Below are 26,583 nucleotides of genomic sequence, written 5' to 3'. Positions count from 1 at the left end.
TTTTAACTTCCTTGCGGTCAGTCCGGGCCGTCTCCATTTCTCTCCTTCACCCCTGAGGTTCACCATGATCCGTTCCCGTCTTGCTCTGTGCTCCGGCCTGCTTCTTCTGTCCACCGTCTCTCCTGCCCAGGCCCAGGACCTGACCACCCTGCGCATCCTGGCGCCCGCGACGGTCGGCGGCGGCTGGGACAACACTGCACGCGCCATCGCCGACACCCTGAAGAAAGAAGGGCTGCGCGACAAGGTCGAGGTCTACAACGTGCCGGGCAAGGCGGGCACCGTGGGTCTGGCCGACTTCGTGAAACTGCGTGGACAGCCCAACCAGCTCATGATGACGGGCTTCGTGATGGTCGCGGGCATTCCGGTCAACGGCGCGAACTATGACCTCTCGGCCGACGTGACGCCCATCGCGCGGCTCACGACCGACTACGAGGTCTTTGTGGTGCCGGCCAGCTCGCCCTACCGCACGGTCGAGGACCTGATCGCGCGCTTCCGCGCCAGCCCCGGCAGCATCCGGTTCGGGGGCAGCAGCGCCGGCGGCAGCGGCCAGATCGCCGTGTCGAAGCTCGCGCAGGAACTCAAGATCCCGACCTCGCAGGTGCGCTACATCCCCTCGGCGGGCGGCGCGCAGGCCACCAAGGCGATGCTGGGCGGCGAACTCGACGTGGTCAGCGCCGGCTACAGCGAGGTGGACGACCTGATCCGCAGCGGGCAGGTGCGCGGCCTGGCCATCTCGGCCCCCGAACCCGTGGAGGGCATCAACCTGCCGACCTTCGTGGACAAGGGCCTGGACGTGGACGTCTCGAACTGGCGCGGCATCGTGGCCCCCACCGGCCTGACCGAGGCGGCGCGCACGCAGCTCATCTTGATGTTTACCCGCATGTCCCGCACCGCGACCTGGCAGCAGCAGCTTGCCCAGAACAAGTGGAGCCCCTACTTCACGTCAGGCGACAACTTCACCAAGTTCGTGCGCTCGCAGCGCGGCTACGTGAACAACCTGCTCAAGGAACTCAACATCAAGACGAACTGAACCCCGCCTGCCCGGTCGTCTGCCCGTCGCCGTCCACCCAGAGGGTGCGGTGAGCCTCGGGCAGATAGGGAAACTCGGCGCCGGCGAGCTGGGCGGCTAGCACGGCGCCCGGCACGGCGTGGGCGCGGCCCAGGTTGCGCGCCCCGAGGTCGCCGGGACGCGGCTGGAACACGGCCAGGGTGGTCAACGCGCCGTAGTCCATCCCCAGACCCAGCACGGTCCGGCGAAAGTCGCGCCTCAGGCCTGTGGCGTCCCAGACGACCTTGCCGTTGCGGCGCAGCGCCGCGCGCAGGGCTTCTCGGGCGGCCTGCATGACCTGCCCGTTCATGGCCTGGTCGGCCCGCCGGCCCGCCAGACGCCCGCGCAGGTCGTCAAGCGACACGACCTCGTAGTCCGGCAGCGCCCCGGCGATCCAGGTACTCTTGCCCGAACCACTCGGACCGCACACCACCACCAACTCGGCGAAACCGCCGCGGGCGCGGTAGGCGCGGGCCACCGCTTCCTCGGGGGTCCGGATGCGGCCGGCCTCATGGTCGAGGACGCCCTGTCCGAGCGTGCGGTCGAGCAGTGCGGGCGGCGCACCGGCCAGCACGGCCCCGACCACCTCCGCCCACGCCCGGTAAGGATCGCCGCCGTCCCAGAGGCCGTAGTCCTGCGCCTGCATGCGGAAGAGGTCGAGGTCGTCCAGCCGCCCGGCCTGGCCCTCGCCCACGCGGCCCCGCAGGTCGGCCTGCTCCAGCAGATACAGCAGCGGCAGACTGACCTGCCGGGCGAGGCGGCGATAGACGGCGGGCGTGCCCGTTTCCAGCACGCGCGGCACGTCGTGGTGATGCCCGACCAGTGCCAGCACCGCGCGCAGGGTGGCCGGCGGCAGCCCGAGCTCCGGCAGGCGGTAGGCCAGATACGAGCGGCCCCGGTCGGCGTGACGCGGCGACACGAGGCGCATCTCCTCCCCCGCCTCCGCGTCGCCGACCAGCCGGGTGGTGAGCGCCTTGCCGACATCGTGCAGGGCCGCCGCGAGCAGGAGGATCAGGCGCTCATCGGGGGGCAGGGCCTCGGCGTCGGCCAGTTGCGCCGCCTCCGCGAAGACCAGGGCCGTGTGGCGCGCCACGTCACCCTCGGCGTGCCAGCGGGGATTCTGCGGGGTGTGCTCCAACTGGGAGATCAGCGGCAGCGGGTCGGCCAACGCCCGCATGAGCTCAGGGAACGACGGGAGGCTGGGGCCCCGCAAGGCCTGCACCTCGGGCCTCATGACGGTCTCCTCAGGCCATTGGGCACGACTGCGCGGTGCATCCAGTGTTCGTCCGTCTGGACATGCCCGGCCCGCACGTATTTGGCGACATGGTCGGCGAATTCCTCATGGGCGAATCCGGCCACCGTGCGTACCACGTACCCTTCGGTGGTCAGGGGGTCTACCGGCAGGGCGCGCACCAGCACCTCGTCCCAGGGGCCCCGGTACAGCTCACGCGGAGTGGGAACCCCCAGTGTCCGCGCCCAGGTCAGGGTCTCGTCCCACGCCAGGGCCGTCCCCGTCTCGTCCCAGACGCTGAACAGATAGAAATACCCCTCCAAGTCGGTGTACGCCAGCGAATGCCGGGCGTAGACGTTCTCGCCGCAGACCCGCCAGCCCGCAGGAATCAGGTAGCCGACGCGGCCATGCAGCCCGCCGACCCAGGCCCGCGACGGGTGGGGCCGGGGGTCCAGGGAACGGGCGTGCAGGCCCCAGCGGTCGAGGGTGGTGTTCTCGCCGTCGAGTTTCTCGGTGACGACCACCTCCCGCCCCGCGAACTGCCGGGCCTGCCCCAGCCGGGTGTCGTCGCTGCTCAGGCCGGGCGACCAGGGCAGGTGGGGGGTGCGGGGATACTTGCGGCGCATGGGCAGATCAACTCCTGGGTGCAGGCTAGTGCGGCCTCCACGCCACCGGCAGCGCCGTCCGGCCTGTTCCTCCTGCGCCGGATGGCCTAGGACCGGGACACAGGGGCAGCCTCACGCTCGGCAGCCTGGTCCCGCCCACCCCCCGCCCCGGTCCTACGAGAACTCCTCGCCTGTCTCCTTTTTGGCATAAGCGTCCGAGATGAGCTTGAGGCTGAGGTTGAGGCCGTCGGCCGTGCGGCGCGGGACCAGGGGAGTAACCACCAGTCCCTCGCGGATGTGCAGGCCCCGGCCCGACACCGTCTCCAGGCCGCCCCGCAGGGTACGCAGCGCCGCCTCATCGAAGGGACCGCTGTACAGCACCGGAACCGCATGTTCGGTGAACCACGCCGGCCAGTCGGCGCGCGCGACCTGCCGCCCTTCGTGCACCACCTTGAAGACGAGGACCACCACCTGCCGCTGCCCGTACGAGAAGCCCTTCTGCACCGGCACGACCTCGCCGAACACCTGCAGCTCGCCCGCCGGGAAGGCCACGTCAGCCGCGGCGAACAATCCCGTATGGCGCGCAGCCTGCCAGTACACGTTGGTGTCCGACGGCCTGAGGCCCATGCCCCGGCGTGAGAGCCCCTTGGAAGTCACCCACCAGCCGCCGTCCTGCGCGCGGAAGTACACGCCCTGGGTCCCGTGCAGCTTCTCGGTGGCGATCACCGGCTCGCCGGACTGGAACTCGCCGGCATAGATCCCGAACTGTTCCACGTCGTGGTGCCGGTAATGCGCGGCCTGCGGCAACGGCGTCACCTCACCGGCCATGCTGACCGGCACCGGAGGCTCCCAGAAGGTGATCCCGAGGCGCTCGGCGAGGTCCTCGCTAAAAGGCAGAGCGTCCACCTCGGGAAGCGACAGCACCACGCCCTGTGAGCGCTCGCCGCGCAGGCGCACCGCACCGACGCGGTTCTTCTCCGGGCCGTGCAGGTAGGACTGGCCCGTCTCGGCGTTGACATACCGGCCCGCGAGCTCGGGCGGCAACACGGCCCGCTCGGGCGCGATGACGATGGGGTCGCCATCTGCGTACTCGCCCCGGCGCACCACGAGCTGGAAGGACGCGACCTTGCACAGCTCCAGGCGTTCGGCATTCGGGTGGGGAAAGAGGCGGGCGCGGTCCTTGATCACTTGACGTTCGGCCATAAGCGTTCTCCTGGGCAGTCTCCAGAACTGCCGGCAGGCAGGTTACGCGGCCGGGTCAGGCCCGGGCATCGGCCAGATGGGCCGGGCGAGGCAGGCTAGGTGGCCCATGCCTGGAAATAAAAAAAGACCGCGCATTACACGCGGTCTTCTTTGGTGGAGGCTTAGGGATTCGAACCCTAGACCCTCCGCTTGCAAAGCGGATGCTCTCCCGCTGAGCTAAGCCCCCTCAGCGCCGACGAGCTTAACAGAGGTGGAGCGACTTGGCAAGTCTCCCCCCCAGCGGCCCAAGGGGCGGGACACACCTGAGCCGCACCCATACACGGACCTTTTCGCCTATCGTGGGGGGCGTGACAGGGTCAGACGGGGCAGGAACAGATGGTGAAGTGCAGGGTAAAGACATGTTGATCTACGGCCTGGGCCGCAGCGGACGGGGGGTCGCCCGTTTTCTGGCTGCCGAGGGCGTACGTGCCGCGTGGCACGACGCGCAGCCCACGCCGGGCGACGAGGCGCTGATGGCCGACTGGGGCCATACCCGCGCTGCGCCGCGCGGCCACTACCGCACGGTCGTCGCGGCTCCCGGCGTACCTATCGACCATCCCGACCTGCTGGCGCTGCAGGCCGGCGGCGCGGAGATCGTGGGGGAGGTCGCCCTGGCGGCGCGCGCCCGGCCCAGGCTACCGATGGTCGGCGTGACCGGCACGGCAGGCAAGGGAGGCACGACGGTCCTGATTGCTCACCTCCTGCGCGAGTCCGGGGTGCGGGCTATGGAAGGCGGCAACATTGACCCACCGCTGCTTGATGTGGTCAACGAGGCCGAGGTCGCCGTCGTGGAGCTCAGCAGCTTTCAGCTTGAACGGGTACCGGGGCTGCGGTTGCCGGTGGCGGTCATCACCAACCTGGGGACCGACCACCTCGACCGTCACCGTACAGTGGAGGCTTACCACGCTGCCAAGCTCAACATCACGGCCGGGCAGGAGGCGAGCGACGTGCTAGTCGTTCCCCAGGGGCTAGAGTTGACTACCCGCGCCGAGCGCCGCGCGTTTTCGGCCGCGCAGATCGCCCTGGCGAACGGGGAGGTCGTCCTCTCCTCGGCCGAGCTGCATCCCGGCATCCACCCGGCCAACGCCGCCGCCGCCGTACTCGCCACCGAGGCGCTGCTGACCCATCTGGGCCGCGTGGCCGACCCGGCCGTCCTGGCCCAGGCCCTGCGCTCGGCGCGGCCGGTCGCCGGGCGTTTCGAGACGGTGGCGCGCGTGGGCGAGGTGGCCTTCATAGACGACAGCATCGCCACCCGCACGATCGCCGTACAGGCCGCGTTGGAGCGGGCCACCCCCCCCATCGCCTGGCTCGTCGGCGGCCGCGACAAGGGCGCCGAGCTGGAACCGCTGGCGGCCGCCGCGCAGGGCCGGGTCACCCAGGTCATCGCGTTCGGTCAGGACGGCGAGGCGCTGGCGCGGCAGCTGGGCCTGCCCTTCACCCCGGTCGGGGGCGAGGGCGGCGACGAGGTCATGGCGAACGCGGCGCGCGCCGGGCTGGAGGCGCTGGGCCGCAGCGGCGGGGTGGGGGGCGGCACGGTACTGCTGGCTCCCATCGGCACGAGCTTCGACCTGTTCCGGGATTACAAGGCGCGCGGTGAGAGTTTCCGGCGGGCGGCGCTGACCCTCGCGGCGGAGGTAGGGGCATGAGCGTCCAGCTTCTCGTGGCGCAGCTCCTCCTCATCAGCCTGGGACTGATGGGCGTGGCAGCTGCGCGCCCGCAGCTCATCGTCGATCACGGCAGCAAGGCGCTTCTCGCCATCCTCGTGACCTTTCTGGTGGCCCGGATCAAACCGCGCACCTTGCTCAAGGCGGGAACGCCGTTCTGGGGTGCCACCCTCGTGCTGCTGCTGCTGGTGCTGGTCATCGGCGTGGGCACCGAAACGAGTCCGGGGACCCGGCGCTGGCTCAACCTCGGCATCCGCTTCCAGCCTTCCGAACTCGCCAAGCTCGGGCTGATCCTGCAACTGGCGTCCTTCTTCTCACGCCGGGGCGTGCAGCACAAGCTCCTGAGCGCCACAGGCATGATCATCTTCACAACCCTGCTCGTGATTCTGGAACCCGACCTGGGCACCAGCGTCCTGACCTTCGGGCTGGGCATCATCCTGATGTATGCGGCGGGCGTGCGCATCAGCAATATCAGCGGCTTCCTGCTGTCCCTGGGGCTGGTATCCATCCCCTTCCTCAGCCTCTATCTGGAGCGGCACCCGTACATCGTCGAGCGCTGGTTCGGCCACCGCAACCGCGACGAGGCGCTGCCCCAGGGCCTCGACCAGATCGGCATGGCCCACCGGGACCTTACCTTCGGTGGCTGGTGGGGCCACGGCCCCGACGGCCTGCGCTGGGACTACTTCGCGGCCCACACCGACATGGTGGTGGCGGCGGTCGGCTTCAGCACCGGCCTGCTGGGCGTGGTCATGCTGCTGTTCGCCTACTGGCTGATCGTGTCCTCGGCGCTGCAGGTCGCGCAGCTCGCCTCGCGTATCCGGCCCATGACCCCCGAGGTCCACGGCGCGAGCATTCTCGCCATCGGCTGCATGTTCATGATCGTGGGGCAGGCCTTCGTGAACCTCGCCGTGGCGGCCGGTATCTTCCCGGTGACGGGCGTGCCCCTGCCGCTGGTAAGCTACGGCTTTTCCAGCATGCTGACCATGAGCGTCGCCCTGGGCGTGATCCACTCGGCGCTGCGCCACGTGCGCGAGCAGTTGCCCCAGGAGAACAATGCCGCCGACCTCATGCCCATGCCCGCCGACGACTGAACCTGTCAGGCAAACAACCCACCGCCTCTGGACGGTGGGTTGTTTACTGGAAGACTAGGCACCGGACCAAGAGGCACCAAATCGGAAGATGCCCCCCGGCACAGGCCAGGGGGCATCTCGACGCGGTGGGGTTCAGCGCTTGCTGAACTGAGGCGCGCGGCGGGCCTTCTTGAGGCCGTACTTCTTGCGCTCGACTTCGCGGGAGTCGCGGGTCAGCAGGCCCTTGGGCTTGAGCTGGGCACGGAAGTCGGGGTTGACCTTGAGCAGGGCGCGGGCGATGCCGAGCTTAATGGCGTCGATCTGGCCGGTGGGGCCGCCGCCCGTCACGGTGATCACGGCGTCATAGCGGCCGGCGGTGCCGGTTTCACGGAACGCCTGAAGGGCGTGGAACGCGCGCAGCAGGCCCAGGAAGTAGGTCTGGAACTCCTTGCCGTTCACCACGATCTTGCCTTCGCCGGGGCGCAGGAAGACGCGGGCGACGGCGGCCTTGCGGCGGCCGGTGCCGTAGAACTGTTCAGGTTGGTTGACGGCCATGCTTACTTGACCTCCAGGGTCTGGGGCTTCTGGGCGGCGTGCGGGTGGGTGGCGCCCGCGTAGACCTTCAGGCGGCTGTGCATCGCGCGGCCCTGGCGGCCCTTGGGCAGCATGCCGAACACGGCGTGCTCGATCACGCGCTCGGGGTGCTTGGCCAGCGCCTGACGGGCGGTTTCGGTCTTGAGACCGCCCTGGTAGCCGGTGTAGCGGGTGTAGACCTTGCCGTCGAGCTTGTTGCCGGTCAGGGCGACCTGAGCAGCGTTGAGCACGACCACGAAGTCGCCCTGAATGATGTTGGGCGTGAAGTCGGGGCGGTGCTTGCCACGGATGCGGCTGGCGATCAGGGTGGCGAGGCGGCCCAGCGGCACGTTGGTCGCATCAACCACGATCCAGTTCTGCTCGTCGTTTTGGGGGATATAGGTTTTCACCGTAAAACTCCGTCGGGGGATTGGGATTTGGGGTTCGACACGCCCCACGAATAACCGGGGGGAAACCGCATGCGTGTCCGGGTCGCCTGCCCGGTCATCCCGGCTCTACCAAGCACGAGACACTAAAGGCGAGTGTACCAGACACCCGGGTCAGGGAGCAAGCGGCGCGGCCGTGCCCGGCGACGCGGCCTCCTGAACTGGGCCTCCCAGCAGGAAGCGCAGGGCCGCCGGCAGCCGCGCGGCCCACGCCGACTCGTGGTGGATGGCCTGGGGATCGGTCAGGAACGCGGCCCGGTCCCCCATGCCTCCGGCGCGCAGCACCTCGGCCAGGGTCTGGGCGTCCCGCAGGTATGCCTCGGCGCGGCCGGGCTGCTCGCTCTCTCGGCCCCCCACATCCACCCAGACGCGCCCGGACGGCGTGGGCGAGTGCCGCGCCTGCTCCAGGGAGAAGTCGCCGCCAGTCCAGAAGGCCGGGCTGAGCAGCCCCGCGTGGCCGAACACGTCCGGACGGGTCAGCAGGGCGTGCAGGCTGACCACCGCGCCCATGCTGCTGCCGACCGTGACCGTGTACTGCGGCTCCGGGCGGGTCCGGAACGAGCTGTCGACGAGGGCCTTGACCGTATCCACGAGGTAGGCGACGTAGGCGTCGGCCCCTCCCCCCTCCGGCAGGTCCGGGGCCTGAACGGCGGCGGGGCTGTACTCGAAGAACCGCCGCTCGCCGCCGTGCGGAACACCGACGGCTATGGCCTCCAGGCCCTCCCCGGCCAGCCGGGTCAGGGTCTCGTCGGCCTCCCACTCGCCGCTGTTGCTCGTCGCCGCGTCGAACACGTTCTGGCCATCGTGAAAGTAGATCACCGGATAGTGGCGGTCCGGCTCCTCGTGGTACGAGGGCGGCAGCCACGCCAGGACCGTGCGGGGAGCGTGCTGCGCGTCCCCCAGGCCGGGCCACTCCAGCAGCGTACCGGTGACGGTGCTGCCCTCCCGCAACCCGTAGGGCCGCCAGCTCACGGGGCGCCCAGGGCCGGGCCGTCTTCAGGCGAGAGGAGCTCGGTGAGGTAGTCCATCGCCAGCCGGTAGCCCGCGAAGCCCAGGCCGCTGATCTTGCCCCGGCACACGGCCGCCGTGACCGAGTGGTGCCGGAATTCCTCGCGGGCGTCCACGTTGCTGATGTGGACCTCGACCACCGGCAGCGGCTGCCCGGCGATAGCGTCTCGCAGGGCGTAGCTGTAGTGCGTCAACGCACCGGGGTTGATGACGACGCCGGTGAAACCCTGCTCCTGGGCCTCGTGAATCCACTCCAGCAGCTGGCCCTCGAAGTTGCTCTGGCGGCAGGTGACGGCCACCCCCAGCTCCGCCCCCCAGGCCTCGCACTGCCGCTCCAGGTCTTCGAGCGTCTGCTCGCCGTACACTCCCGGCTCCCGCAGGCCGAGGCGATTGAGGTTCGGGCCGTTCAAGACGAGAAACATGCTTCAGGATACGGGGTCGCTGCGCCCCGGAGACAGGTCGGGCGCTACGCCTCAGGCACGTCCCGGAGGCCGCCCGCCACGTCCTCCAGCCACCCGGCAAATTCACTCCGCAGGACAGCTTCCGGTACCCGCGCCAGGTAGGGCTGGGCAAGCCCCTGCAACAGCACGAAGCGCACGCCCTGTGCGTCGGCCTTCTTGTCCCGGGCCATATAGGGAGCTACCGCGTCGTAGGTCAGGGCGGGAAGGGGTGTGGGCTGCTGCCAGCGCAGGAACTCCAGCGTATGCGCCGTCAGATCGGCCTCCCCCTGCGCGCGGCTCAGGCGGGCGGCGTAGTGCATGCCGTAGGCGACCGCCTCGCCGTGGGGAACGGCGTGGTCCGTCACGGCTTCCAGGGCGTGCGCCAGCGTGTGACCGAAGTTCAGGAAGGCGCGCTCGCCCTGTTCCGTGAGATCACGGGTGACGACACCCGCCTTGACGGCGACGGCGTCGGCCACCGTGGCCTCCAGGAGCGCGCCGCCGGGCCGGAACTCGGGGTCCAACACGCGCGGAAGCAGGCTGGGGTTCTGGATCAAGCCGTGCTTGAAGGCCTCGGCCGCCCCTTCGCGAAAGACGGCGGGGGGTAAGGTCGCCAGTGTGTCCGTATCGCACCACACGGCGCGCGGCGGCCAGAAGGCCCCGACCAGGTTTTTGCCCTCTGGCAGGTTGACCCCGGTCTTGCCGCCCACCGCCGCGTCCACCATGCCCAGCAGCGTGGTTGGCAGGGTATAGAAGGCCACGCCGCGCAGGTAGCTCGCTGCCACGAACCCGGCCAGATCGGTTGCCGCACCGCCGCCCAGACCCACCACTGCGCCGTCACGCGGAATAGCCGCCGCCGCGAGCCGCGAGAGCACCCCGGCCATGACCGCCAGCGTCTTGCAGTCGTCGCGGGCGGGTACGGCGACTGTTACCACCGGCCGCAGCCGCGCCTGCACACGCGCCACGAACTCCGGGGGCAGGTCTTCGGGATGGATCAGGGCGACATGGCGGTGCGGGACCACCAGCGTCTCCAGCAGGCCGGGGCCGACCATGACCACGTAAGGCGCCGCCGCGCCACCGGCGCCGACCTCAATCCGCCGCACGGCTGTTCCAGTCTTCGGGGGCGTGCAGGTCCGACCAGTGCCACAGCCGCTCGATGACCTCGGCCACGATCTCCTCCGAGGGACGGCCGTCGCTGTGGACATGAATGGTGCCCTGGCGGTACACGCCCTCGCGCTCGTCCATCAGCGTGCGGATACGGGCCAGCGGATCGGCGGCACTGAGAAGAGGCCGGTCGCTGTGCTTGGTGCGCTGGTAGACCGTCTCGGGAGTGGCCCACAGTACGACCACCGGACCGCGTTCCAGCAGCGAGTGGCGGTTTTCCTCGTGGATGAAGGTGCCGCCCCCCAGACTGATGACCGCGTGGTCGAGCCGCGTGACCCGTCCCACCACCTCGCGCTCGCAGGCGCGGAAATAGCTTTCGCCTTCCTCCGCGAAGACCTCGGGGATGCTCTTGCCGACCACACGGGTGATCAGCTTGTCGGTATCCACGAAATGCAGGGCGAGCGCGCGGCTGAGTTCCCAGCCGATGCGGCTCTTGCCGGTGCCCATGAAGCCTGCCAGCGCCACCCAGCTGACCGGCCGTTCGATGAGGCCCGTCGTTGACATATCCGACAGTCTAGACGAATCACCCTCCGCAGACATGACGCTTCCCACAGGAGAATGGTGAAGGTCGGTCCTGTCCTGCGCGTCCTCCTGCAGTTCGGCCCCCAGGGCGCGCTCGACCTCGGCCCCCAGAGTGGACGCCGGAACGGAGGCACCGACGTGACTGCCGGAGGGGCCTCCGGGCGTACGGAGGTCCACGGCGTTCAGTACGCCCCGGCGAAGGCCCGCGCCGCCGCCACCCGTTCCTGCAGCTCGGGCAGGGTATCGCCGCCAAACTTCTCGAGCATCGCCTCGGCCAGCACCCAGCCGATCACGCATTGCAGGATGACCCCGGCAGCGGGCACGGCGGTTGTGTCGCTGCGTTCGCGGGCCGCGTCGGAGGGCTCATGCGAGACGACGTTCACGGTCGGCAACGGTTTCATCAGGGTGGCGATGGGCTTCATGGCCACGCGCACGATCAACTCTTCCCCGTTGGTCATCCCCGCTTCCAGGCCGCCCGCACCGTTGGTGTCGCGGGCGTAGGTGCCCCCACGGTAATACACCGCGTCGTGGACACTGCTGCCCGGCTTTACCGCGTTCTCGAAGGCGCGGCCGATCTCCACCCCCTTCATCGCCTGCACGCTGAGCGCGGCCTGGGCGATCTTGCCGTCGAGTTTGCGGTCGGAGTGCACGAAGCTGCCCAGACCCACCGGCAGACCTCGGAAACGCACCTCCAGGATGCCGCCCAGGGTGTCGCCGTCCTTCTTGGCCTGGTCGATACGCTCCCGCATCTGCTCGGCGGCGGCGGCGTCGGGAGTGCGCAGGTCACTGTCCTCGATGGCATCCAGGGCGTCCCACGAGAAGGCCTGGCGCGTCTCGATGCCTGCCAAGCTGGAGACGTAGTTGGCGCCCTCCACCCCCAGTTCGGAGAGGAGCTTGAGGGCCACACTGCCCACAGCCACCCGCGCCGCCGTCTCGCGGGCGCTGGCGCGCTCCAGCACGTCGCGCAGGTCCTTGTGGCGGTACTTGACCCCCCCCGTGAGATCGGCGTGGCCGGGACGGGCGTCGGTGAGGGCCTTCTTGCGCGGCTCGCCGCCCGACTCGGGCGACATAATCTCAGTCCAGTTGCGGTGGTCCTTGTTGGCGATCGCCAGCGTGATGGGCGCGCCCGTCGTGCGTCCGGCCCGCACGCCGCTCAGGATCTCGGCCTCGTCGGATTCGATGACCATGCGCCGCCCCCGGCCATAGCCCCCCTGACGCTTCTTGAGCCAAGGGTCGATGTCGGCTTTGCCGAGCGGCAACTGCGACGGCAGCCCCTCCAAAATGGCCGTCAACTGCGGCCCGTGCGATTCTCCAGCGGTCAGGTACCTCATCCCCGGACTCTAGCGCCGCGCCCCTGTGAGCCTGCGTGGGCTGCCCACACAGCCCGGCCATCAAAAGGTTGGGCACCCCCGTCGCCGGAAGGTGCCCGCCCGTGATGGAGCTTCAACGCACGACGTTGCCGGTGATGATCACCATGAGCTGCGTCTGGGTGCGATTGGTGGTCTGCTTTCCAAAAGCGGCCCCTACGACTGGCAGCGTGCTCAGGAAGGGCACACCCGAGTTCGTACGGGTCTCGTTGGTTCCCATCAAGCCACTCATCAAAATGGTCTGTCCATTCTTGAAGGTGATCGTACTCTGAGCCTCGCTGTTAGTGAAGTTCAGGATATTGGGCACACCGGTAGTAGGGATGTTGTCCGGCTGATTGACCTGCCCCCGAACTCGCAGCGTTATCGTACCATCAGGGGATACCTGGGGATCAAAGAAGTCCAGGTTCACGCCGTAATCGATCTGTCGGACGATATTCCCCGCACTAGACGGGATATTGATTTCAATACGTCCGCCACTCTTGATGTTAGCTGCCGCGTTGCTTGAAGCATTTTGCGCACCGCCGGCCGACGTTAGCGACCGCTGTCCACTCTGCATAGTGATACTACCGTCGTAGACACGCTTAGTAAGACTCTGGTTTTCGAGAGCAGTGAGGGTCGGGAAGATATTGAAGCCTACCAGACTGCGCGTAGGGTCGAAGGCCGCCCCCAGGCCACCACTCCCCACCGAGACGTTGAACCCCCCGAAGCCCACCTTCCAGTCGAGCCCGAGCGTGCGCAGTGCCTGATCGCTGACCTCCTGAATGCGTACCTGAACGTTGATCTGCGGCACGACCTGATCAAGCTGAGGAATCAGATCGGCGATCTGTGCGACCTGAGCAGAAGAGCCCCGTACGATGATGCTGTTGGTGCGGCGGTCGGCGATGATGGTCGCGCCGTTGCCCGTCTGGGCGGCCGTGGCAGCCGCACCGGCAGCCGCAGCCGCCTGGGTCTGCGCAGCCTGTCCGGCGGTCGTCGGGCTCGTCGGCACAGTCACAGTCACGGCGTTGCCGCTGGCGTCGGTGGCGTTGACCGGCACGTTGGCCAGAGGCTGGGTCACCGGGGTCAGGTCGCGCGCCAGAGTGCCTTCCAGGGTGGCCTTGACCTCCTCGGCGCTGGCGTTCACGAGCTGAAAGACGCGCTGCACAGTCTGTGCGCTCACTGCAACGACCGTTTCGCGGTCCACCTGTCCAAGCAGACCCAGCGCAGCGTCGATCTGGTTCTGTGGACCTGTCAGGACGAGTTGCCCGGTCTGCCCGACCGGGGTCACGCGCAGGTTGGGGTACTGGGCTGCCAGCAGCGAGCTGATATCAGCCTGCTGTCCCCGCACGGTATACACCCGCTGCACGGTCTGAACATTGGTATTGGCGCTGCTGGTATTTGGAGCCGACGGAGCCACATCGAGCTGAGCAAGCAGCCGGCTCACCTCGCCGACCTCGCGGTTGGTACCGCGCACGACCACACTGTTACTCCGCAAGTCGGGCACGATCCGTAGGGTGGGCGAGTCGAGTTTGACATCCACCAAGCTCCGAGTTACACCCACGGTGTTGCCCTGCGCGTCCCGCTGCGCCACCTCGTTGTAGGTGGGCGTCCCGAAGAACAGCTTCACCTGATTGGTGAGCTGCACCGCGTCGGCGTTCTGCAATTTCACGATGCGCTGAATCGGCGCATTGCCGACCCGCAGGACCGGCTGTCCCCCCACCTGCACGACCTCATAGCTCAGCCCATACACGTCCATGAGCAGTGGCCAGACCTGATTGAAGGGCTTGTTCTGGAAGGAATACACCAGAGGACGCCCCGTCGTGCCGGGGGCCGCGGCTGCAGCCGTACCGGTCGCCGCTGCACCCGTGTCGACCGCGCCCACGCCGCCTTGAAGAAGGTCTACGTTGACGTCAAGGATCAGGCCATAGCCCGCTGCCTTAGACACCGCCGCGAGCAGGCTCGACAACGGCCCCGAGTAGTTCCCCATCTCGATGGTCACGCTGGCCTGGCTAAGCTGAGGATCGGCAGCCGCGACGGTGGCGGGGGCAGAAGTGATGCCGGTAATCGCCGGAGCGGTCGACGTGCCCTGGGCGGCGGCCATGCCGAGAACGGCGGTCAGGAGGAAGACGTGTCGTTTATTCATGGCTCACCTTTGTTCCAGTTGCAGAGTTTTGACGTTGTTACCCAGCGCCAGGGTGGCGGTGGTGGCCGTCACTTCCCGGAGCACCACTTCGGTGTCGGGAAGGGTCTGGCCTACCGAGACGACCACGAAGCCGCCGCTTGTACGGAAGACAGCCGTGTTGACTGGGCCCAGCACCGCGCCATCGAGGTTGATACTCCGGTCGGCCAGGACGCGGTCGAGCGCTGTAGTCGTCGCCGCAGGAGCCGTAGAGGTGACAGCCACGTCCGCAGCGCCCGTCGGGTTGCCCTGACCGAGCTGGGTGATGACCTGGGGGGCCGAGGTGGTCGCCGATTCACTGTTGCCTGCCGCCGCTGCCTGAGCGCTGCCCGTCTGGGCGCCGTTCTGAGCCGTGACACTGGCGGAGCCCGTGCCGGTCTCACGCGGCGCCGTGACCCCGGCGATGGGCGGCACGATGGGTTCGGGCGTAGCGGCTGGTGCCGTGGTCGCCGGAGTGGTCGCAGCCGGGTTGGTCGTGGGCCGGTTCGTCGCCGGGCTGGACGCGACGGCCGCGCCGTTGGCCGCGTTCGCCGGACGGGTCCCTGCATTGGCGCCAGGAATCGTGACGGTGGGCAGGGCGCCGCCCGAAATGGGCGAGACGGTGGCCACGACACTCCCGGTGCTGCTGCCGGTACCAGGCAGGCGGGTGATGGGCACTGCGCCCCCGACCGGGTTGGCGGCGACCGGTTCACGCGTCGCCGGAATGGGCGTTACCCGCACAGGTGCCGTCTGGGCGGGCACACTGGCGACCGACGCAGTCTGCTCAGGCACAGTGATCGGGCCGGTGGCCTGAGTGCCCGTAGCCTGGGGTTCCGCCGGCTGGCTCGCTGTCTGGCTGCCGGCGCTCTGGGCACCGGCCGGCGTTCCACCCTCGGTTGGCGCGAGCTGCAGCGGCCGGAAGGGATTGCTGGCGCCCAGGGTGAGCAGCGACTGGTCAGGGTTGATCCCGCCGGGAGTGGGCGTGACAGCCACGCTGGTCGCCGTATCCGGCACCGGGAAGGGCGGGAGCGTGGCGACTTCAATCTGGCCGCCGGTCGCCAGTGGGGTGGTCGTGGCCGCCGCACCAGTGCCAGTCTCGCCCGTCTGGGTGGACTCGCCTGTGGTCCCGGAAGCCGGCTGGCCCGCTTCCGGCTGCGCGGCCGGCGTCACGGCCACAGGGTCCGGGGTCGAGCGGTTGGTGAGCACGAACCAGCCGCCGATCAGGGCCACCATCAGCAGCAGAATCAGGACCAGTTTCATCTCACGCGTGAGGGTCAGGCCGGGGGCCTTCAGCGGCGCCTTCATGGCGTTCCTCCAGCGGCCGGAGCGGCCGTGCTGGCGGAGGCGGGCACGGCCGCTCCGGTCTGCGCCACGTCGTAGGTGTAGACCGTGAGGCCCAGCGCCCCTTCCAGCGGCGGATTGAAGCTCGTGGCGGTCGGCAGCTGCAGACCGAGCGTGCTGACGGTCGTGAAGCGGTTCTGGGTTTCCAGGCTCCGCAACACCTGAAACAGCTGCGGGAAGGTGCCGCTGACGCTCATGGTGATGCCCACCGAGCGCACGCCGGCCGGCAGGGTCACGCCCCCCGTGGCCGCCGGGTTAAAGCTCAGGTTGCCCATCTCCGCACCGGCCGCGTTCACGTTCGCCCGCAACTGGTCGACGACCTGGGCAAAGCGGGTGGTCGGCGGCAGGGCCCGCAAAAATTCGCTGCGCTCGGTCTCCAGACGCGCGACGGTCGTCCGCAGGGCCGGCACGGCCGCCGACGCCGAGCGGTACTGCGTCTCGGTGAGCTGCCGGGCCGAGAGGTCGTCACGCAGCGCCGCAATCTGGGTGTACTTGGGCTGGATGACCAGGGTGTAGAACAGGGCCAACACAGCCACGAACAGCGCAGCGGCCAGTGCAAAGAGGTACTGCGGCGCGAGCTTAGCGAACATCGCTACCTCCTGTGGAAGACGGCGCGGCCGGGGCCGCTTCTCCCGCTGGGGCCGGCGTGGCGGCTCCGGGGGCGCCCACCGGAGCGACCGCACTCACGGCTGGGCCGACCACGCCCACCGTCGCCGCAAAGGTGTAGTTCCCAGTCTGCGGATTACGCTGGAGGCTCTTGAAGTTCACACCGAAGTCGGGGTCGTTTTCGTAGGTATTCAGGAAATTGATCACCGCCTGCTGACTGGAGGCCGCGCCGGACAGGTCCAGTTCGCGGCGCACATTCTTGCCGGTGTAGATGCCGGCACCCTGACTGGTCGCCAGGGCACCGGCGTCCAGCGTGCGCATCGTCAGGCTGCTGACCGACACGCCGGGCGCGGACGCGAGCTGGGTGCTGAACGATGCCAGGTCGTTTGACCAGTAGGTCTTCTGGTCCCGCAGGGCCTGGGCGACCGTCGTCACCTGCTCGAGTTCCTGCTGGCGGGCGGCGAGACGGTCGCGCTCCTGCTTGGCCGGGGTCAGGGTGTCGATGTTGCCCTGCACCGCGTCGATCTCGCGCTGCAGTCCGCCGGCCTGCGAGGCGGTCGCCAGCCACAGGCTGAGCATGGTCACGGCCGCCACCGGCAGCAGCGCCCAGGTGGCGTATTTCCAGACGCCGGGCTGCGACTGTTTGCGGTACTGCGCGGGCAGCAGGTTGATTTCAACCACGGCCGATCACCCCGCGCAGCGCCAGTCCCAGCGGCACCGTGAACTCGGGGGCGTTGGCCTGCAGGTATCCGGTGTCCACGCCCGCCTGGTCGGTCTGCACCGTCAGCCAGGGGCTGGCGACCTCGACCCGGAAGCCCAGCGCGTCGCTGATGGCCGCCGGAAGACCGCGCATCTTCGCGCCGCCGCCGGCCAGGAAGGTCCGGTCGATGACCACGTCGCCGCTCTGCACGCGGTAATACTCCAGCGAGCGCCGGATCTCGGTGATCAGGTCGCCCAGCACCGGGCGCACGACCTCGAACACGCGCGCGGGACTGTACTGCTCGCGGCTCATGTCGAAGTTCAGCAGGTCCTCTTCGTCCTCGGTGGGCGTGGTGGCGGTCGCGTAGCCCAGCTTGATGTCCTCGGCCGCCGAGAAATCGAGGTCGAAGGCCTTTTGCAGCGCCGTGGTGAAGTCATCGGCCGCCACACCGATGTTGCGGGTCAGCAAGACGCGCTCGCCGCGCACCAGGTTGATGACGCTGCTGCTCGCGCCGATCTCGATGACGAGGGCCACCTCGCCGGCCTCGGTGTAGCGGGTGCCTGTCAGGGTGCTCTTGGTGAGGTGCTCGCCTAGCAGGTTGCCGCGCAGGGCGCGAAGCGCCGCGAAGCTCTTGAGGTCGATGACAGTCGGCTCCAGGCCTGCGAGGCGCAGGACCTCGACCTGCCGCGCGACGGCCTCGGTCGGAGCGGCGGCGACGACCACCTCCATCTGGCCGTTTTCCGGCACGGTGGCGGGGTCGTCGAGCAGGTCGTAGTCGAGGCTCACGTCGTCAATGGGATACGGGATGTACTTCTCCGCCTCCCATTTGATGGCTTCCTGAAGGTCCTTGCGGTCCATCTTGGGCACCATGATGTTGCGCGTGACCGCCGACTGGTTGGGCACGGCCGTCACGGCGTAGCGTGTGGTGATGCGGTGCTCGGCAAGCAGGTTCTTGAGCTCGGTCGCCACCGCCTGCGGCTCGACCACCAGGCCGTCGCGCATGCTGCCGATGGGCGTCGGGATCATGACGGCGTGCTGCAGCGAGGGCGGCGACCCTGCGCGCAGCGCGACCACCTTGATGGCGCTGGTGCCGATCTCGACCCCGATCGCCGCCGGGCGCGACTGTAATAGGCGGTTGATGAAACTCGACATGATTCCTCCGAAAAGACGCGCAGAGTTTAGAGTTTTCTCACGTTGTGAGGCGGCCGGTTCTCTCACAGCCGCCCCTTTGCCCCCGGTGGGGGAAGTGGAACGGTCCAAAGATGAAGGCCGACTGCGCACCCTGCTCTGCCTCCATGCAATCACCTGCCCACTTACGAAACTCTGACCACCCAGATGGGGGGAGTCGCCTCCGTGGACAAAACCAGAAAGACCGATCTGGACGGGATTTTCACGGAGCCACATCGGAGGACCAGCGTGGCCTTCAGGGCATGTCGGGGACCGGCACGCTGGCCCAGGCTCAGGGGACGAGCGGTGCGAGGGTCTGGGTATACCGCCGGATCTCGCCCGCCGCCGACACGGTCACGATGTCCTGGCCCACCACGCCGACCCGTCCAGGCCCGTGTGGCGTGCGGGCGATGACACGTCCGGAGGCGTCGATCCGCTCAAGCTGTCCCCCCTGAAGACGGTAGAGGTCGCCCGTGCTCGCAGCCGCCGTGGGCACCGCTGCCGTAGCCGCCCCCCGCGCCGTGGCGTACAGGTAGGGCTGCGCCTCCGCCTCGACCACTGCGCCGCCGCGCCGTAGCTGTCCATCCAGCACCACGTAGTCGAGCCCGTCGCCCCCGGTCACGGCCGCACTCGGGCCCCCGGCTCCCTGTCCGGCCGCCAGCCCCTCATAGCTCAGGGCGCTGCCGTCCTGCCGGTAGATGAGCTCGCTGCTCAGGGCCGCGACCGCGCCGGCCGGCACGCTGCGCGCCGCGCGGTCGAGCGTCACTGCCAGCCCAGCCCCCGGCACGCCGGCCCAGGCGTCGCCGCCGTTCCAGGCCACGTCCACCGCCCGGCCCAGGCGGGGACACACCGGCCGGTACTCGGGCACACGCGCTACACAGGCCTGCCCGCCCGAGACCCACGTCACCCCCGCGCTGCTGAAGGCGGCCCGGAAGGCCGCGTCCCCGGTCGGCGCGGTGTAGGCCGGCGCACAAGCGGGCAGCAGAGCAAGCAGGGCGAGGGGGAGAAGGGAACGCATCTCCGGTATTGTCGGACGGGCCCCGGAGTGCCGGGTGAGGACGGCGGGGAGCAGGCCGCGCCGTTCGGTGCTCCAGCCTGCCTGTGCAGGAACAAGCCCCCACAACAGCCGGCCTTTGGGGCTGGCCGGTACATTCGCGGAGCTGGACCAGAGAAGCGGATATCACCCGATGCTCGCCCGGCGCCGCCCTGCCACCGGAAGCCGGCTCAGTCCTGACCGTCGCGCCAGCGCAGCAGCGCGTCCACGACCACGTCCAGGCCCACGCCCTCCTGCGCGCGCTTGTCGGGGGTCCAGGAGATGCCCCGGCTGGCCTTGACGAGGACCACGTCGCCGTCCCGGATCTCGCGCCGCAGGGCGCCGAGCAGCTCGGGGACCGTGCGCGAGGCCCGCTCGCCCAGTTCGCGGGCGTAGACCCCCACTCCGTAGGTCAGGTCGGCGCGCTCACGGGCGTAGGCCCCGACCTCGGCGTGCAGGGCGCGTTCGGTGGGGCCAAGTTCGAGCATCTGCCCGAGCACGCTGATACGCCGCCCCGTGCTTCCACCGCCCGCCTGCGTGCTCAGGGCGTCCAGCGCCGCCGTCACCGCGACGGGCGAGGCGTTGTAGGCGTCGTCGATGACCGTGTATCTCCCCGGATGCACCCGGTAGCGGCCCCCCGGCACCTGCACCCGCGAGAGCCGCTCGGCGGCGGCGGGCAGGGCCACGCCCGCCTCCTGCGCGAGCCGCAGCCCCAACACCGCCGCCTCGGCCTGCACGCGGGCGGCCAGCGGCAGCTCGACCAACACGTCGCTGTAGGTGAACATGGCCCCGCGTGCCGTGAGCACGAGATCGTGGCCCGCGTAGGTCACGTCCCCGAAACCGTAGCTGTCCACCCCCGTGTAGAAGGCCGAGGCCTGCGTGCCCACCAACCCGCGCGTGCCCGCCAGGATGCCGCCCTTTTCGCGCACGATGGCCTCGACACTGCCGAGCTGTTCCAGGTGCGCCGGGCCGATGGTCGTGACCACGCCCACGTCTGGGCGCACGAGGGCCATCAATTCGGCCATCTCGCCGGGTCGGTCGATGCCCATCTCGACCACCAGGGGCCGCCCCGACGCACCGAACTCGATCAGGAAGCAGGCGATGGCGGGCATGGTGTTGAACACCGGCATGAAGTGGGCGTCCAGCGCCGCCGCCACGTAGCTCTTGGCGGTCGTTTTGCCCGCACTGCCGGTAATGCCCACCACCAGGGCGTTCTTCGCGCGCTCGTGGCGTGCCCAGGCGAACAACGCCTCCTGAGCGTCTTGCACCCGCACGGCGCGGGGGACGTCCAGGTCGGTCAGGACGAACGGTGCGCCGGCCGCCAGCGCCGCCTCGATGAAGGCGTTGCCGTGCATCTTCTCGCCGAGCAGCGCCACAAAGGCGACCGTGGGCGAGGCCTCGCGCGAGTCCCAGGTCAGGCGGGCAGCGGGCCGCGCCTCCGGGTGAACGGCGGCACGGAACAGCTCCGGGGGCAGGGCATGGGGGTCCAGCATGGGGGCAGGCTAGCAAACCACTGCCCGGCCCCCGCCGAACCCCAGTCGCTTCACCCGCCCTGAAGAAAGCGGGCGGGCGCGCAGTCCGGCCCCCATGCACCGCGCATGGTGCGGGCCGAGCTGCGGGACCACCCCGCACCGTCACCTTCCGGGAGGAACCCCCATGCCCACCGATATTCAGACCACCATCGACGCCCTGAGCGGCGACCTGAGCAAGTTGGACGCCGGAGACGGCGCCGCCCTGATCGAGAGCTGGCTGAGCGACCTGGAGAACGCCGACTGGCGCGGCGCCAAGACCCTGCACGCCGACCTCGTGTCTCTGCGCCATCAGCTCGACAGCGATGCTCCCGACGCCGGCCGCATCAGCGACCTGCTCGTCAAGCTGGGCGAGTCGGCCGAGCGCGCAGCCCCAGACGGCGGGCAGGTGGGCGAACAGGTCACCAAGCTCGCCAGCACCCTGATGGACGCGGGCAAACGGCTCGCGTAGGCACAGGAAACCCGAAGCCGCCCCCAGTCGGAGGGCGGCTTTTCTAGTCCTGGGCCAGAGGACCGGGGCGGCAGGCCTGCCGCCCCGGTCCCCTTCTCCCCTCTCCAGCCTCAGATCAGGCTGAGTTCACTGCCAGCGTCGAGATGCGCGAGGTGCTCAGGCAAGTTGCCGGGGCGGTCCATCACGATCTGCTCGGCCTTGTACGAGCTGCGGACGAGCGGGCCCGAGACGACTTCCAGGAAGCCCAGGCTCATGCCCTCCTCGCGGATCTCGTCGAACTCGGCGGGCGACACGTAACGGTCGACCGGCAGGTGGTGCATGGTCGGGCGCAGATACTGCCCGAAGGTCAGCACGTCCACCCCGGCGGCGCGGCAGTCGTGCATCGCCTCGGTGATCTCCTCGCGGGTCTCGCCCAGGCCCAGCATGATCGAGGTTTTGGTGATCACGTCGGGACGCGCCCGCTTGGCGTGGGCCAGCACGGCCAGGGTCTGGTCGTAGTCGGCGCGGCGGTCGCGCACCGGGTGTGTCAGGCGGCGCACGGTCTCCAGGTTCTGGGCGTAGGTATCCACACCGCTGTCCAGCACGAGATCCACGCAGTGGGTGTTGCCCCCGAAGTCGGGCGTCAGGGCCTCCACACGGGTCTCAGGATTTTCGCGCTTGATGGCCGCGACCGACTTGGCGAAGTGATACGCGCCGCCGTCGGGCAGGTCGTCACGGTCGACCGAGGTCAGGACGACGTACTTCAGGCCCATGAGCTTGACGCTTTCGGCGACGTGGCGCGGCTCGTCGAGGTCGAGCTTGCCCATCGGGTTCCCCGTATCCACGGCGCAGAAACGGCACGCGCGGGTGCAGATGTGCCCCATGAGCATGAATGTAGCGGTGCCGCGCGACCAGCACTCGCCGATGTTGGGACACATCGCTTCTTCGCACACCGTGTGCAGTCGGTGTTCCTTGACGATCTTACGGACCTCGGTGAACACCTGCCCGGTCGGGATGGTGACCTTGAGCCACTCGGGCTTCTTCTCGCGCACCGGCACGCTGTCCTTGCGGTAGATGCCGTTCTTGATGAACTTGGGTTCCTTGGGGGCGTCGTTATGCGGCGCCGATTCGTGCTGGGTCATGGTTTCAGCCTCCCGACGCCGCGAGCTCGGGCAGCGTCCAGTCGTAGTGTTCGAAAGTGGTCGTGAACGCGCCGGCCAGCGCCGCCTTGGCCGCCGGCATGGTTGCCGTCAGGGGCAGGCCGCGCAGCTCGTATTCGCGGGCCACACTGGTCATCTGGGTATCCGTCAGACCGCAGGGCACGATGAGATCGAAGTGGTCCAGGTGGGTCGTGACGTTCATACCAACGCCGTGCAGCGCGACGTGCCGCTTGACCGCCACCCCAATGGAGGCGAGCTTCTGGTGCCGGGGCAGGCCGTTCACCTCGCGGTCGGGGACATACACGCCCGCGTAGCCGGGATTGGGCCGCGCGTCGGGCAGGCCCAGGGTGTCCAGCGCCGTGACCACGCTCTGTTCGAGGAGCCGCAGGAAGTCGCGGACCCGCCGCCCCACCGGAAAGACCGCATAGGCGACGAGCTGGCCGGGGCCGTGGTACGTCACGTCCCCGCCGCGCTCGACCTCAAAGACTTCAATACCCTGCGCGGCGAGGTACTCGCGGGTCACGACGATGTTGTCGCCCTCGCGGGCCTTGCGGCCCAGGGTCAGGACGGCCGGATGCTCGACGAGCAGCAGGGTGGACCGCCCGCCCTCAGCGACGCGGGCGTGGTGCACCTTCTGCAGCGCCCACGCCTCGGGGTAGGGCAGCGTGCCCAGGTCAAGAATGTCGAATGCCGGAACGCTCACGTTCCCGAGTGTAAACCTCGGACCCGGACATCAAGGTGCCGGTGACGGCAATGCCGGACACCCGGACCTGTAGGGGGACACAGTCGCGGTGGTCAATGACCAGCCCCTCAGGTGCCGTCCCCGTCCTCAGTTGCCGTAGAGCACGAACACGGTCGCGGTGTTGGCGGTGCTGAGACCCTCGGTGTACGAGAATTGGGCAACGTATTTACCCGAACTGTTGGCGTACACGACCTGCTCCTTGTTGCTCTGGCGGGTGCGGGGCAGGGCGTTGAACTTGCTGAACCCCACCTGCCCGTAGCCCAGGGCGCGCGTCTTGTAGATGAGGTCGTGGAACGTCGACCCCCAGTTGCGCACGCCGTAGACCTCGACCCAACGCACCGGCACGCCGTTGGCCTTGCCGGCCGCCATCACGTCGGCGGCGAGCTGCCGGGCGCCCGCGTCGCAGGCCCGCTGCACGGACGCGCCGCCCCCGCCACGCGGATACTCGATCTTGACCAGACCATTGTAGGCCGAGACCGGCGTCCTGACGCACTGCGCGCCTGCCACTCCAGCCAACCCGAACGCCGTACCGACGACGACACTGCCCAACATCCTTTTGCCGATGGTCATAACCACCTCCAGGTGTCCTGCACGAGTGTTTTGTGTTGCGCCGTTCACCGCCGAGCCTAAGCACCGGGCATGTGGGCGCACTGAGATACGCCCCCTGTTCGTTTTCAGCAACCAGACAGGTCGCGGTCAGAGAGGACAGGGCGCGGCCACCCGGTCTTGCCGCCCCCCGGCATTTCCCCTATACTCCCAAGGTCCGGTGTGCTGCCAGCGTGCAGACAGACCGCAAGCAGGTGTACGAACGTCTCTGCCCGCACCATGCGGGACGGTGGGGCGGTCCGCTGGCCGAAGGAGCAGATATGCAAGGCATGAAGGTGAACCGTGGCGCGATTCTGCGCGCCGTCGAGCAGGGCCACATCAAGACCGACCACCCCGACTTCCGCCCCGGCGATACCATCCGCGTCGAGACGAAGGTCGTCGAAGGCACCCGCACCCGTAACCAGGCTTTCGAAGGCGTGGTCATCGCCATCAACGGGTCGGGCAGCCGCAAGAGCTTCACGGTCCGCAAGATCTCCTTCGGCGAAGGCGTGGAGCGCGTGTTCCCCTACAGCAGCCCCCTGCTCGCCAAGGTGACGGTCCTGGAGCGCGGCAAGGTGCGCCGCGCCAAGCTGTACTACCTGCGCGACCTGCGCGGCAAGGCGGCCCGCATCAAGAGCGACCGCAGCCGCGTGATGAAGGACGCCGCCCGTGCCAACCAGGCCAAGCAGGCCGCAGCTACGGCTGCCGCTGCCCCGGCCGAAGCGAGCACCGAAAGCGCCCCCGAAACCCAGGGCGAATAAGCCCCAGGTTTTCGGCTGCCTGCCCTCCGGGGTGGGCGGTTTTTTTTGGCCGTGGAGCCTAGCGGGGTGCGGGCAGCACCCTTCCCCGATCTCGGAGCACCGGGCGACGTGACGGCCTGCCTGCAAGTTCACCCGCTCCGCACGGCCATGAAGACCGGCTCTACAGGTATGCCAATGCCCAGTCGCGCGCGCCGTGATCCAAGCCCGCGCGCAGCAGGGCCGGGCCCGAGGGTGCCGGGTTGAGGTGCAGGGGCAGGTCCGCCGCCAGGGTGCGCAGGTCCTCCAGGGCGTACTTCTGGGGCGCGTGCCGCACGCCCGTGACTGTCCCGGCCGTCACCTCGTAGACCGCGCCGTACACGTTGCCCTTGCGGGCGTCGAGCGCGACTGCCTGGGGGCCGTCCCCCGTGACCAACGCCTCCAGGGTGGGAACGCCCAACACCGGAGCGCCCCACACGCGCGCCAACCCCAGGGCGTAGCTCGCGCCCACCCGCACGCCCGTGTACGAACCGGGACCGGTGCCGATCACGACGGTGTCTGCACGGCGGGGCAGCCCCGCGCGCGCGAAGAGCTCGTCGAGCGCGCCCGCCACCCGCTCGGCGTGGGCGCGGCCCACCTCCTCCCTCCACTCCAGAATGGGACACTCGGTCACGCCACCTGCCCAGCTCAGGGCCAGGGTCAGGTGCGGGGTGGCGGTGTCGAGCGCCAGCGTTACGCCGGGGACTGTCGGGTCGGGGGCAGCGGGCACGGTCATCGCCGGGCATTGTACGGGGCATCCCCGCGGCCCGGCAGGCCAGTGCGCGGCAGGGCGGCTGTCACCGCCGGGGGAACGTCCGGGGGTCAGTTCAGAGTCAGTTCCGGGGCGGTGGTATTGTGGCCTCAACATGACCGAAATTGCCAAAGGACTCGAAGGCGTCCTCTTCACCGAGAGCAAGCTCACGTTCATCAACGGGTCCGAGGGCGTCCTGACGCACCTGGGCATTCCGATTCAGGACTGGGCCGAAAACAGCACCTTCGAAGAACTCAGCCTCGCGCTGCTCGACGCCAAACTGCCGACCGCCGCCGAACTCGCGGCCTTCGACACCGAACTCAAGGCCAACCGCGAGGTGCCCGGCGCACTGCTTGACGTGATCCGGGCGATGCCGCGCGGCATCAACCCCATGCAGGCGCTGCGTACCGCCGCCTCGTACCTGGGCCTGCTCGACCCGCAGTCCGAGGAGACGGGCGAGGACGCGCGCCGCGCCATCAGCGTCCGCATGATCGCGCAGTTCTCGACCATCATCGCGGCCATCAACCGCTCGCAGGAAGGCCAGGAGATCGTCGCGCCGCGCATGGATCTCAACCACGCGGGCAACTTCTTGTACATGCTGACCGGCAAGGAGCCCACGCCCGAGCAGGCGCGCCTGTTCGACATCGCCCTGGTGCTGCACGCCGACCACGGCATGAACGCGAGCACCTTCACGGCCATCGCCACCTCGAGCACCCTGTCGGACATGTACTCGTGCGTCACCTCGGCCATCGGCGCACTCAAGGGGCCGCTGCACGGCGGAGCCAACGAAGCCGTGATGGACATGCTCGACGAGGTGGGCACGCCCGAGAAGGCCGAGGCCTACATCACCAACAAGCTCGACCACAAGGTCAAGATCATGGGCGTGGGCCACCGCGTCTACAAGTACTTTGACCCGCGCTCGCGCGTGCTGCGGGACTACGCCGAGCACGTCGCCAACAAGGAAGGCAAGAGCAACTACTACCAGATTCTCGAAACCATCGAGAAGATCGTGGTGGACCGCATGGGCTCCAAGGGCATCTACCCCAACGTGGACTTCTACAGCGGCACGGTCTACAGCGACCTGGGAATCCGCAAGGAATACTTCACGCCGATCTTCGCGCTCGCCCGCATCAGCGGCTGGTGCGCCTCGGTGATCGAGTACACCCGCGACAACCGCCTGCTGCGCCCCGACGCGGTGTACACCGGCGCCAAGGACGCGCAGTACGTCCCCCTGCAGGACCGCCAGTAA

At 68.9% G+C, this 26,583-nt stretch carries 27 protein-coding genes and 1 tRNA gene; 6 read left to right on the top strand and 22 right to left on the bottom strand.

Going from position 1 to position 26,583, the window contains the following annotated elements; all coding sequences use genetic code 11:
* Positions 1 to 64 precede the first annotated feature (64 nt).
* Positions 65 to 1,030, top strand: a complete 966-nt coding sequence (locus tag ASF71_RS07465) for a tripartite tricarboxylate transporter substrate binding protein (protein WP_056297432.1) — start codon at positions 65 to 67, stop codon at positions 1,028 to 1,030.
* On the opposite strand, the gene ASF71_RS07460 is transcribed toward ASF71_RS07465, so the two are convergent.
* The 4 genes from ASF71_RS07460 to ASF71_RS07445 all read right to left on the bottom strand — a co-directional run bounded on the left by ASF71_RS07460 (position 1,017) and on the right by ASF71_RS07445 (position 4,313).
* Positions 1,017 to 2,282: an AAA family ATPase gene (locus ASF71_RS07460; protein ID WP_235514215.1), complete on the bottom strand. Its 1,266-nt coding sequence runs from the start codon at positions 2,280 to 2,282 to the stop codon at positions 1,017 to 1,019. The genes ASF71_RS07465 and ASF71_RS07460 overlap by 14 nt on opposite strands.
* Positions 2,279 to 2,905: an RNA ligase family protein gene (locus ASF71_RS07455; protein ID WP_056297423.1), complete on the bottom strand. Its 627-nt coding sequence runs from the start codon at positions 2,903 to 2,905 to the stop codon at positions 2,279 to 2,281. Before ASF71_RS07455 ends, ASF71_RS07460 begins: the two co-directional genes overlap by 4 nt.
* Before the next feature lie 153 nt (positions 2,906 to 3,058).
* Positions 3,059 to 4,087 (bottom strand): RNA ligase (ATP), encoded by a 1,029-nt coding sequence (locus ASF71_RS07450; RefSeq protein WP_056297420.1) that lies wholly within the window; start codon positions 4,085 to 4,087, stop codon positions 3,059 to 3,061.
* A gap of 151 nt (positions 4,088 to 4,238) precedes the next feature.
* Positions 4,239 to 4,313: transfer RNA gene (locus ASF71_RS07445), tRNA-Ala, on the bottom strand.
* A 172-nt stretch (positions 4,314 to 4,485) separates the two neighbouring features.
* On the opposite strand from ASF71_RS07445, the gene murD reads away from it, so the two are divergent.
* Together murD and ASF71_RS07435 are read left to right on the top strand one after the other, a co-directional pair.
* Positions 4,486 to 5,772 (top strand): UDP-N-acetylmuramoyl-L-alanine--D-glutamate ligase, encoded by a 1,287-nt coding sequence (gene murD / locus ASF71_RS07440; protein WP_056297418.1) that lies wholly within the window; start codon positions 4,486 to 4,488, stop codon positions 5,770 to 5,772.
* Positions 5,769 to 6,881 carry an FtsW/RodA/SpoVE family cell cycle protein gene (locus ASF71_RS07435; protein ID WP_056297415.1) on the top strand — a complete coding sequence of 371 codons (1,113 nt, stop codon included), beginning with the start codon at positions 5,769 to 5,771 and terminating at the stop codon, positions 6,879 to 6,881. Before murD ends, ASF71_RS07435 begins: the two co-directional genes overlap by 4 nt.
* A gap of 132 nt (positions 6,882 to 7,013) precedes the next feature.
* Here ASF71_RS07435 and rpsI read toward each other — a convergent pair whose 3' ends face one another.
* The 14 genes from rpsI to murF all read right to left on the bottom strand — a co-directional run bounded on the left by rpsI (position 7,014) and on the right by murF (position 20,854).
* Entirely contained in the window at positions 7,014 to 7,415 is a 402-nt protein-coding gene (gene rpsI, locus ASF71_RS07430; protein WP_056297412.1) for a 30S ribosomal protein S9, read from the bottom strand.
* 2 nt (positions 7,416 to 7,417) lie between these two features.
* Positions 7,418 to 7,843 (bottom strand): 50S ribosomal protein L13, encoded by a 426-nt coding sequence (gene rplM / locus ASF71_RS07425; RefSeq protein ID WP_056297409.1) that lies wholly within the window; start codon positions 7,841 to 7,843, stop codon positions 7,418 to 7,420.
* Between the two features lie 150 nt (positions 7,844 to 7,993).
* On the bottom strand, positions 7,994 to 8,851 hold the full coding sequence (locus ASF71_RS07420; protein WP_056297406.1) for an alpha/beta hydrolase: 858 nt from the start codon (positions 8,849 to 8,851) through the stop codon (positions 7,994 to 7,996).
* A complete protein-coding gene (gene aroQ, locus ASF71_RS07415) occupies positions 8,848 to 9,309 on the bottom strand; it encodes a type II 3-dehydroquinate dehydratase (protein WP_056297399.1) in 462 nt (153 codons plus the stop codon). Before aroQ ends, ASF71_RS07420 begins: the two co-directional genes overlap by 4 nt.
* 44 nt (positions 9,310 to 9,353) lie before the next feature.
* Positions 9,354 to 10,427, bottom strand: coding sequence for a 3-dehydroquinate synthase (gene aroB, locus ASF71_RS07410; RefSeq protein WP_056297396.1), 1,074 nt, complete (start codon positions 10,425 to 10,427; stop codon positions 9,354 to 9,356).
* On the bottom strand, positions 10,414 to 11,040 hold the full coding sequence (locus tag ASF71_RS07405) for a shikimate kinase (protein ID WP_369814979.1): 627 nt from the start codon (positions 11,038 to 11,040) through the stop codon (positions 10,414 to 10,416). The genes aroB and ASF71_RS07405 overlap by 14 nt, the downstream gene beginning before the upstream one ends.
* Positions 11,041 to 11,192: 152 nt before the next feature.
* Positions 11,193 to 12,341, bottom strand: a complete 1,149-nt coding sequence (aroC, locus tag ASF71_RS07400; protein WP_056297392.1) for a chorismate synthase — start codon at positions 12,339 to 12,341, stop codon at positions 11,193 to 11,195.
* 112 nt (positions 12,342 to 12,453) lie between these two features.
* Complete coding sequence (locus tag ASF71_RS07395) at positions 12,454 to 14,499, bottom strand: secretin N-terminal domain-containing protein (protein ID WP_056297389.1); 2,046 nt, start codon at positions 14,497 to 14,499, stop codon at positions 12,454 to 12,456.
* Positions 14,500 to 14,502: 3 nt separating this feature from the next.
* Positions 14,503 to 15,819 (bottom strand): hypothetical protein, encoded by a 1,317-nt coding sequence (locus ASF71_RS07390; RefSeq protein ID WP_056297385.1) that lies wholly within the window; start codon positions 15,817 to 15,819, stop codon positions 14,503 to 14,505.
* Positions 15,816 to 16,445, bottom strand: coding sequence for a GspMb/PilO family protein (locus ASF71_RS07385; RefSeq protein ID WP_056297382.1), 630 nt, complete (start codon positions 16,443 to 16,445; stop codon positions 15,816 to 15,818). The genes ASF71_RS07390 and ASF71_RS07385 overlap by 4 nt, the downstream gene beginning before the upstream one ends.
* A complete protein-coding gene (locus ASF71_RS07380) occupies positions 16,435 to 17,142 on the bottom strand; it encodes a hypothetical protein (protein ID WP_056297379.1) in 708 nt (235 codons plus the stop codon). Before ASF71_RS07380 ends, ASF71_RS07385 begins: the two co-directional genes overlap by 11 nt.
* Entirely contained in the window at positions 17,135 to 18,313 is a 1,179-nt protein-coding gene (gene pilM / locus ASF71_RS07375) for a type IV pilus assembly protein PilM (protein ID WP_056297376.1), read from the bottom strand. Before pilM ends, ASF71_RS07380 begins: the two co-directional genes overlap by 8 nt.
* 307 nt (positions 18,314 to 18,620) lie before the next feature.
* Complete coding sequence (locus ASF71_RS07370; protein ID WP_056297375.1) at positions 18,621 to 19,346, bottom strand: hypothetical protein; 726 nt, start codon at positions 19,344 to 19,346, stop codon at positions 18,621 to 18,623.
* Between the two features lie 206 nt (positions 19,347 to 19,552).
* On the bottom strand, positions 19,553 to 20,854 hold the full coding sequence (gene murF, locus ASF71_RS07365; protein WP_056297373.1) for a UDP-N-acetylmuramoyl-tripeptide--D-alanyl-D-alanine ligase: 1,302 nt from the start codon (positions 20,852 to 20,854) through the stop codon (positions 19,553 to 19,555).
* 163 nt (positions 20,855 to 21,017) lie between these two features.
* Here murF and ASF71_RS07360 point away from each other — a divergent pair, with 163 nt between their 5' ends.
* Positions 21,018 to 21,341, top strand: coding sequence for a hypothetical protein (locus ASF71_RS07360; protein ID WP_056297370.1), 324 nt, complete (start codon positions 21,018 to 21,020; stop codon positions 21,339 to 21,341).
* Between the two features lie 110 nt (positions 21,342 to 21,451).
* Here ASF71_RS07360 and lipA read toward each other — a convergent pair whose 3' ends face one another.
* The 3 genes from lipA to ASF71_RS07345 form a co-directional block, all read right to left on the bottom strand.
* A complete protein-coding gene (gene lipA, locus ASF71_RS07355) occupies positions 21,452 to 22,462 on the bottom strand; it encodes a lipoyl synthase (protein WP_056297368.1) in 1,011 nt (336 codons plus the stop codon).
* A gap of 4 nt (positions 22,463 to 22,466) precedes the next feature.
* Positions 22,467 to 23,183: a lipoyl(octanoyl) transferase LipB gene (gene lipB / locus ASF71_RS07350; protein ID WP_056297365.1), complete on the bottom strand. Its 717-nt coding sequence runs from the start codon at positions 23,181 to 23,183 to the stop codon at positions 22,467 to 22,469.
* Between the two features lie 126 nt (positions 23,184 to 23,309).
* The gene (locus ASF71_RS07345) at positions 23,310 to 23,792 is read right to left on the bottom strand and encodes a hypothetical protein (RefSeq protein ID WP_056297360.1); all 483 of its coding nucleotides are present in this window, start codon (positions 23,790 to 23,792) and stop codon (positions 23,310 to 23,312) included.
* A gap of 305 nt (positions 23,793 to 24,097) precedes the next feature.
* Here ASF71_RS07345 and rplS point away from each other — a divergent pair, with 305 nt between their 5' ends.
* A complete protein-coding gene (rplS, locus tag ASF71_RS07340) occupies positions 24,098 to 24,568 on the top strand; it encodes a 50S ribosomal protein L19 (RefSeq protein ID WP_369814969.1) in 471 nt (156 codons plus the stop codon).
* Positions 24,569 to 24,728: 160 nt separating this feature from the next.
* Here rplS and tsaB read toward each other — a convergent pair whose 3' ends face one another.
* Entirely contained in the window at positions 24,729 to 25,319 is a 591-nt protein-coding gene (tsaB, locus tag ASF71_RS07335) for a tRNA (adenosine(37)-N6)-threonylcarbamoyltransferase complex dimerization subunit type 1 TsaB (protein ID WP_056297344.1), read from the bottom strand.
* A 130-nt stretch (positions 25,320 to 25,449) separates the two neighbouring features.
* On the opposite strand from tsaB, the gene ASF71_RS07330 reads away from it, so the two are divergent.
* A complete protein-coding gene (locus ASF71_RS07330) occupies positions 25,450 to 26,583 on the top strand; it encodes a citrate/2-methylcitrate synthase (protein WP_056297341.1) in 1,134 nt (377 codons plus the stop codon).

The sequence above is a fragment of the Deinococcus sp. Leaf326 genome, assembly GCF_001424185.1.
Classification (GTDB): domain Bacteria; phylum Deinococcota; class Deinococci; order Deinococcales; family Deinococcaceae; genus Deinococcus.
The sequence above is the reverse complement of the archived record's forward strand: the minus strand, read 5'-3'. Positions and strand labels throughout refer to the sequence as shown.

Coding starts and splice junctions, on each gene's coding strand:
- ASF71_RS07465 (WP_056297432.1), top strand. CDS start 65: ATGATCCGTTCCCGTCTTGCTCTGTGCTCCGGCCTGCTTCTTCTGTCC.
- ASF71_RS07460 (WP_235514215.1), bottom strand. CDS start 2,282: ATGAGGCCCGAGGTGCAGGCCTTGCGGGGCCCCAGCCTCCCGTCGTTC.
- ASF71_RS07455 (WP_056297423.1), bottom strand. CDS start 2,905: ATGCGCCGCAAGTATCCCCGCACCCCCCACCTGCCCTGGTCGCCCGGC.
- ASF71_RS07450 (WP_056297420.1), bottom strand. CDS start 4,087: ATGGCCGAACGTCAAGTGATCAAGGACCGCGCCCGCCTCTTTCCCCAC.
- murD (WP_056297418.1), top strand. CDS start 4,486: ATGTTGATCTACGGCCTGGGCCGCAGCGGACGGGGGGTCGCCCGTTTT.
- ASF71_RS07435 (WP_056297415.1), top strand. CDS start 5,769: ATGAGCGTCCAGCTTCTCGTGGCGCAGCTCCTCCTCATCAGCCTGGGA.
- rpsI (WP_056297412.1), bottom strand. CDS start 7,415: ATGGCCGTCAACCAACCTGAACAGTTCTACGGCACCGGCCGCCGCAAG.
- aroQ (WP_056297399.1), bottom strand. CDS start 9,309: ATGTTTCTCGTCTTGAACGGCCCGAACCTCAATCGCCTCGGCCTGCGG.
- aroC (WP_056297392.1), bottom strand. CDS start 12,341: ATGAGGTACCTGACCGCTGGAGAATCGCACGGGCCGCAGTTGACGGCC.
- ASF71_RS07395 (WP_056297389.1), bottom strand. CDS start 14,499: ATGAATAAACGACACGTCTTCCTCCTGACCGCCGTTCTCGGCATGGCC.
- ASF71_RS07390 (WP_056297385.1), bottom strand. CDS start 15,819: ATGAAGGCGCCGCTGAAGGCCCCCGGCCTGACCCTCACGCGTGAGATG.
- ASF71_RS07385 (WP_056297382.1), bottom strand. CDS start 16,445: ATGTTCGCTAAGCTCGCGCCGCAGTACCTCTTTGCACTGGCCGCTGCG.
- pilM (WP_056297376.1), bottom strand. CDS start 18,313: ATGTCGAGTTTCATCAACCGCCTATTACAGTCGCGCCCGGCGGCGATC.
- ASF71_RS07370 (WP_056297375.1), bottom strand. CDS start 19,346: ATGCGTTCCCTTCTCCCCCTCGCCCTGCTTGCTCTGCTGCCCGCTTGT.
- murF (WP_056297373.1), bottom strand. CDS start 20,854: ATGCTGGACCCCCATGCCCTGCCCCCGGAGCTGTTCCGTGCCGCCGTT.
- ASF71_RS07360 (WP_056297370.1), top strand. CDS start 21,018: ATGCCCACCGATATTCAGACCACCATCGACGCCCTGAGCGGCGACCTG.
- lipA (WP_056297368.1), bottom strand. CDS start 22,462: ATGACCCAGCACGAATCGGCGCCGCATAACGACGCCCCCAAGGAACCC.
- ASF71_RS07345 (WP_056297360.1), bottom strand. CDS start 23,792: ATGACCATCGGCAAAAGGATGTTGGGCAGTGTCGTCGTCGGTACGGCG.
- rplS (WP_369814969.1), top strand. CDS start 24,098: ATGAAGGTGAACCGTGGCGCGATTCTGCGCGCCGTCGAGCAGGGCCAC.
- tsaB (WP_056297344.1), bottom strand. CDS start 25,319: ATGACCGTGCCCGCTGCCCCCGACCCGACAGTCCCCGGCGTAACGCTG.
- ASF71_RS07330 (WP_056297341.1), top strand. CDS start 25,450: ATGACCGAAATTGCCAAAGGACTCGAAGGCGTCCTCTTCACCGAGAGC.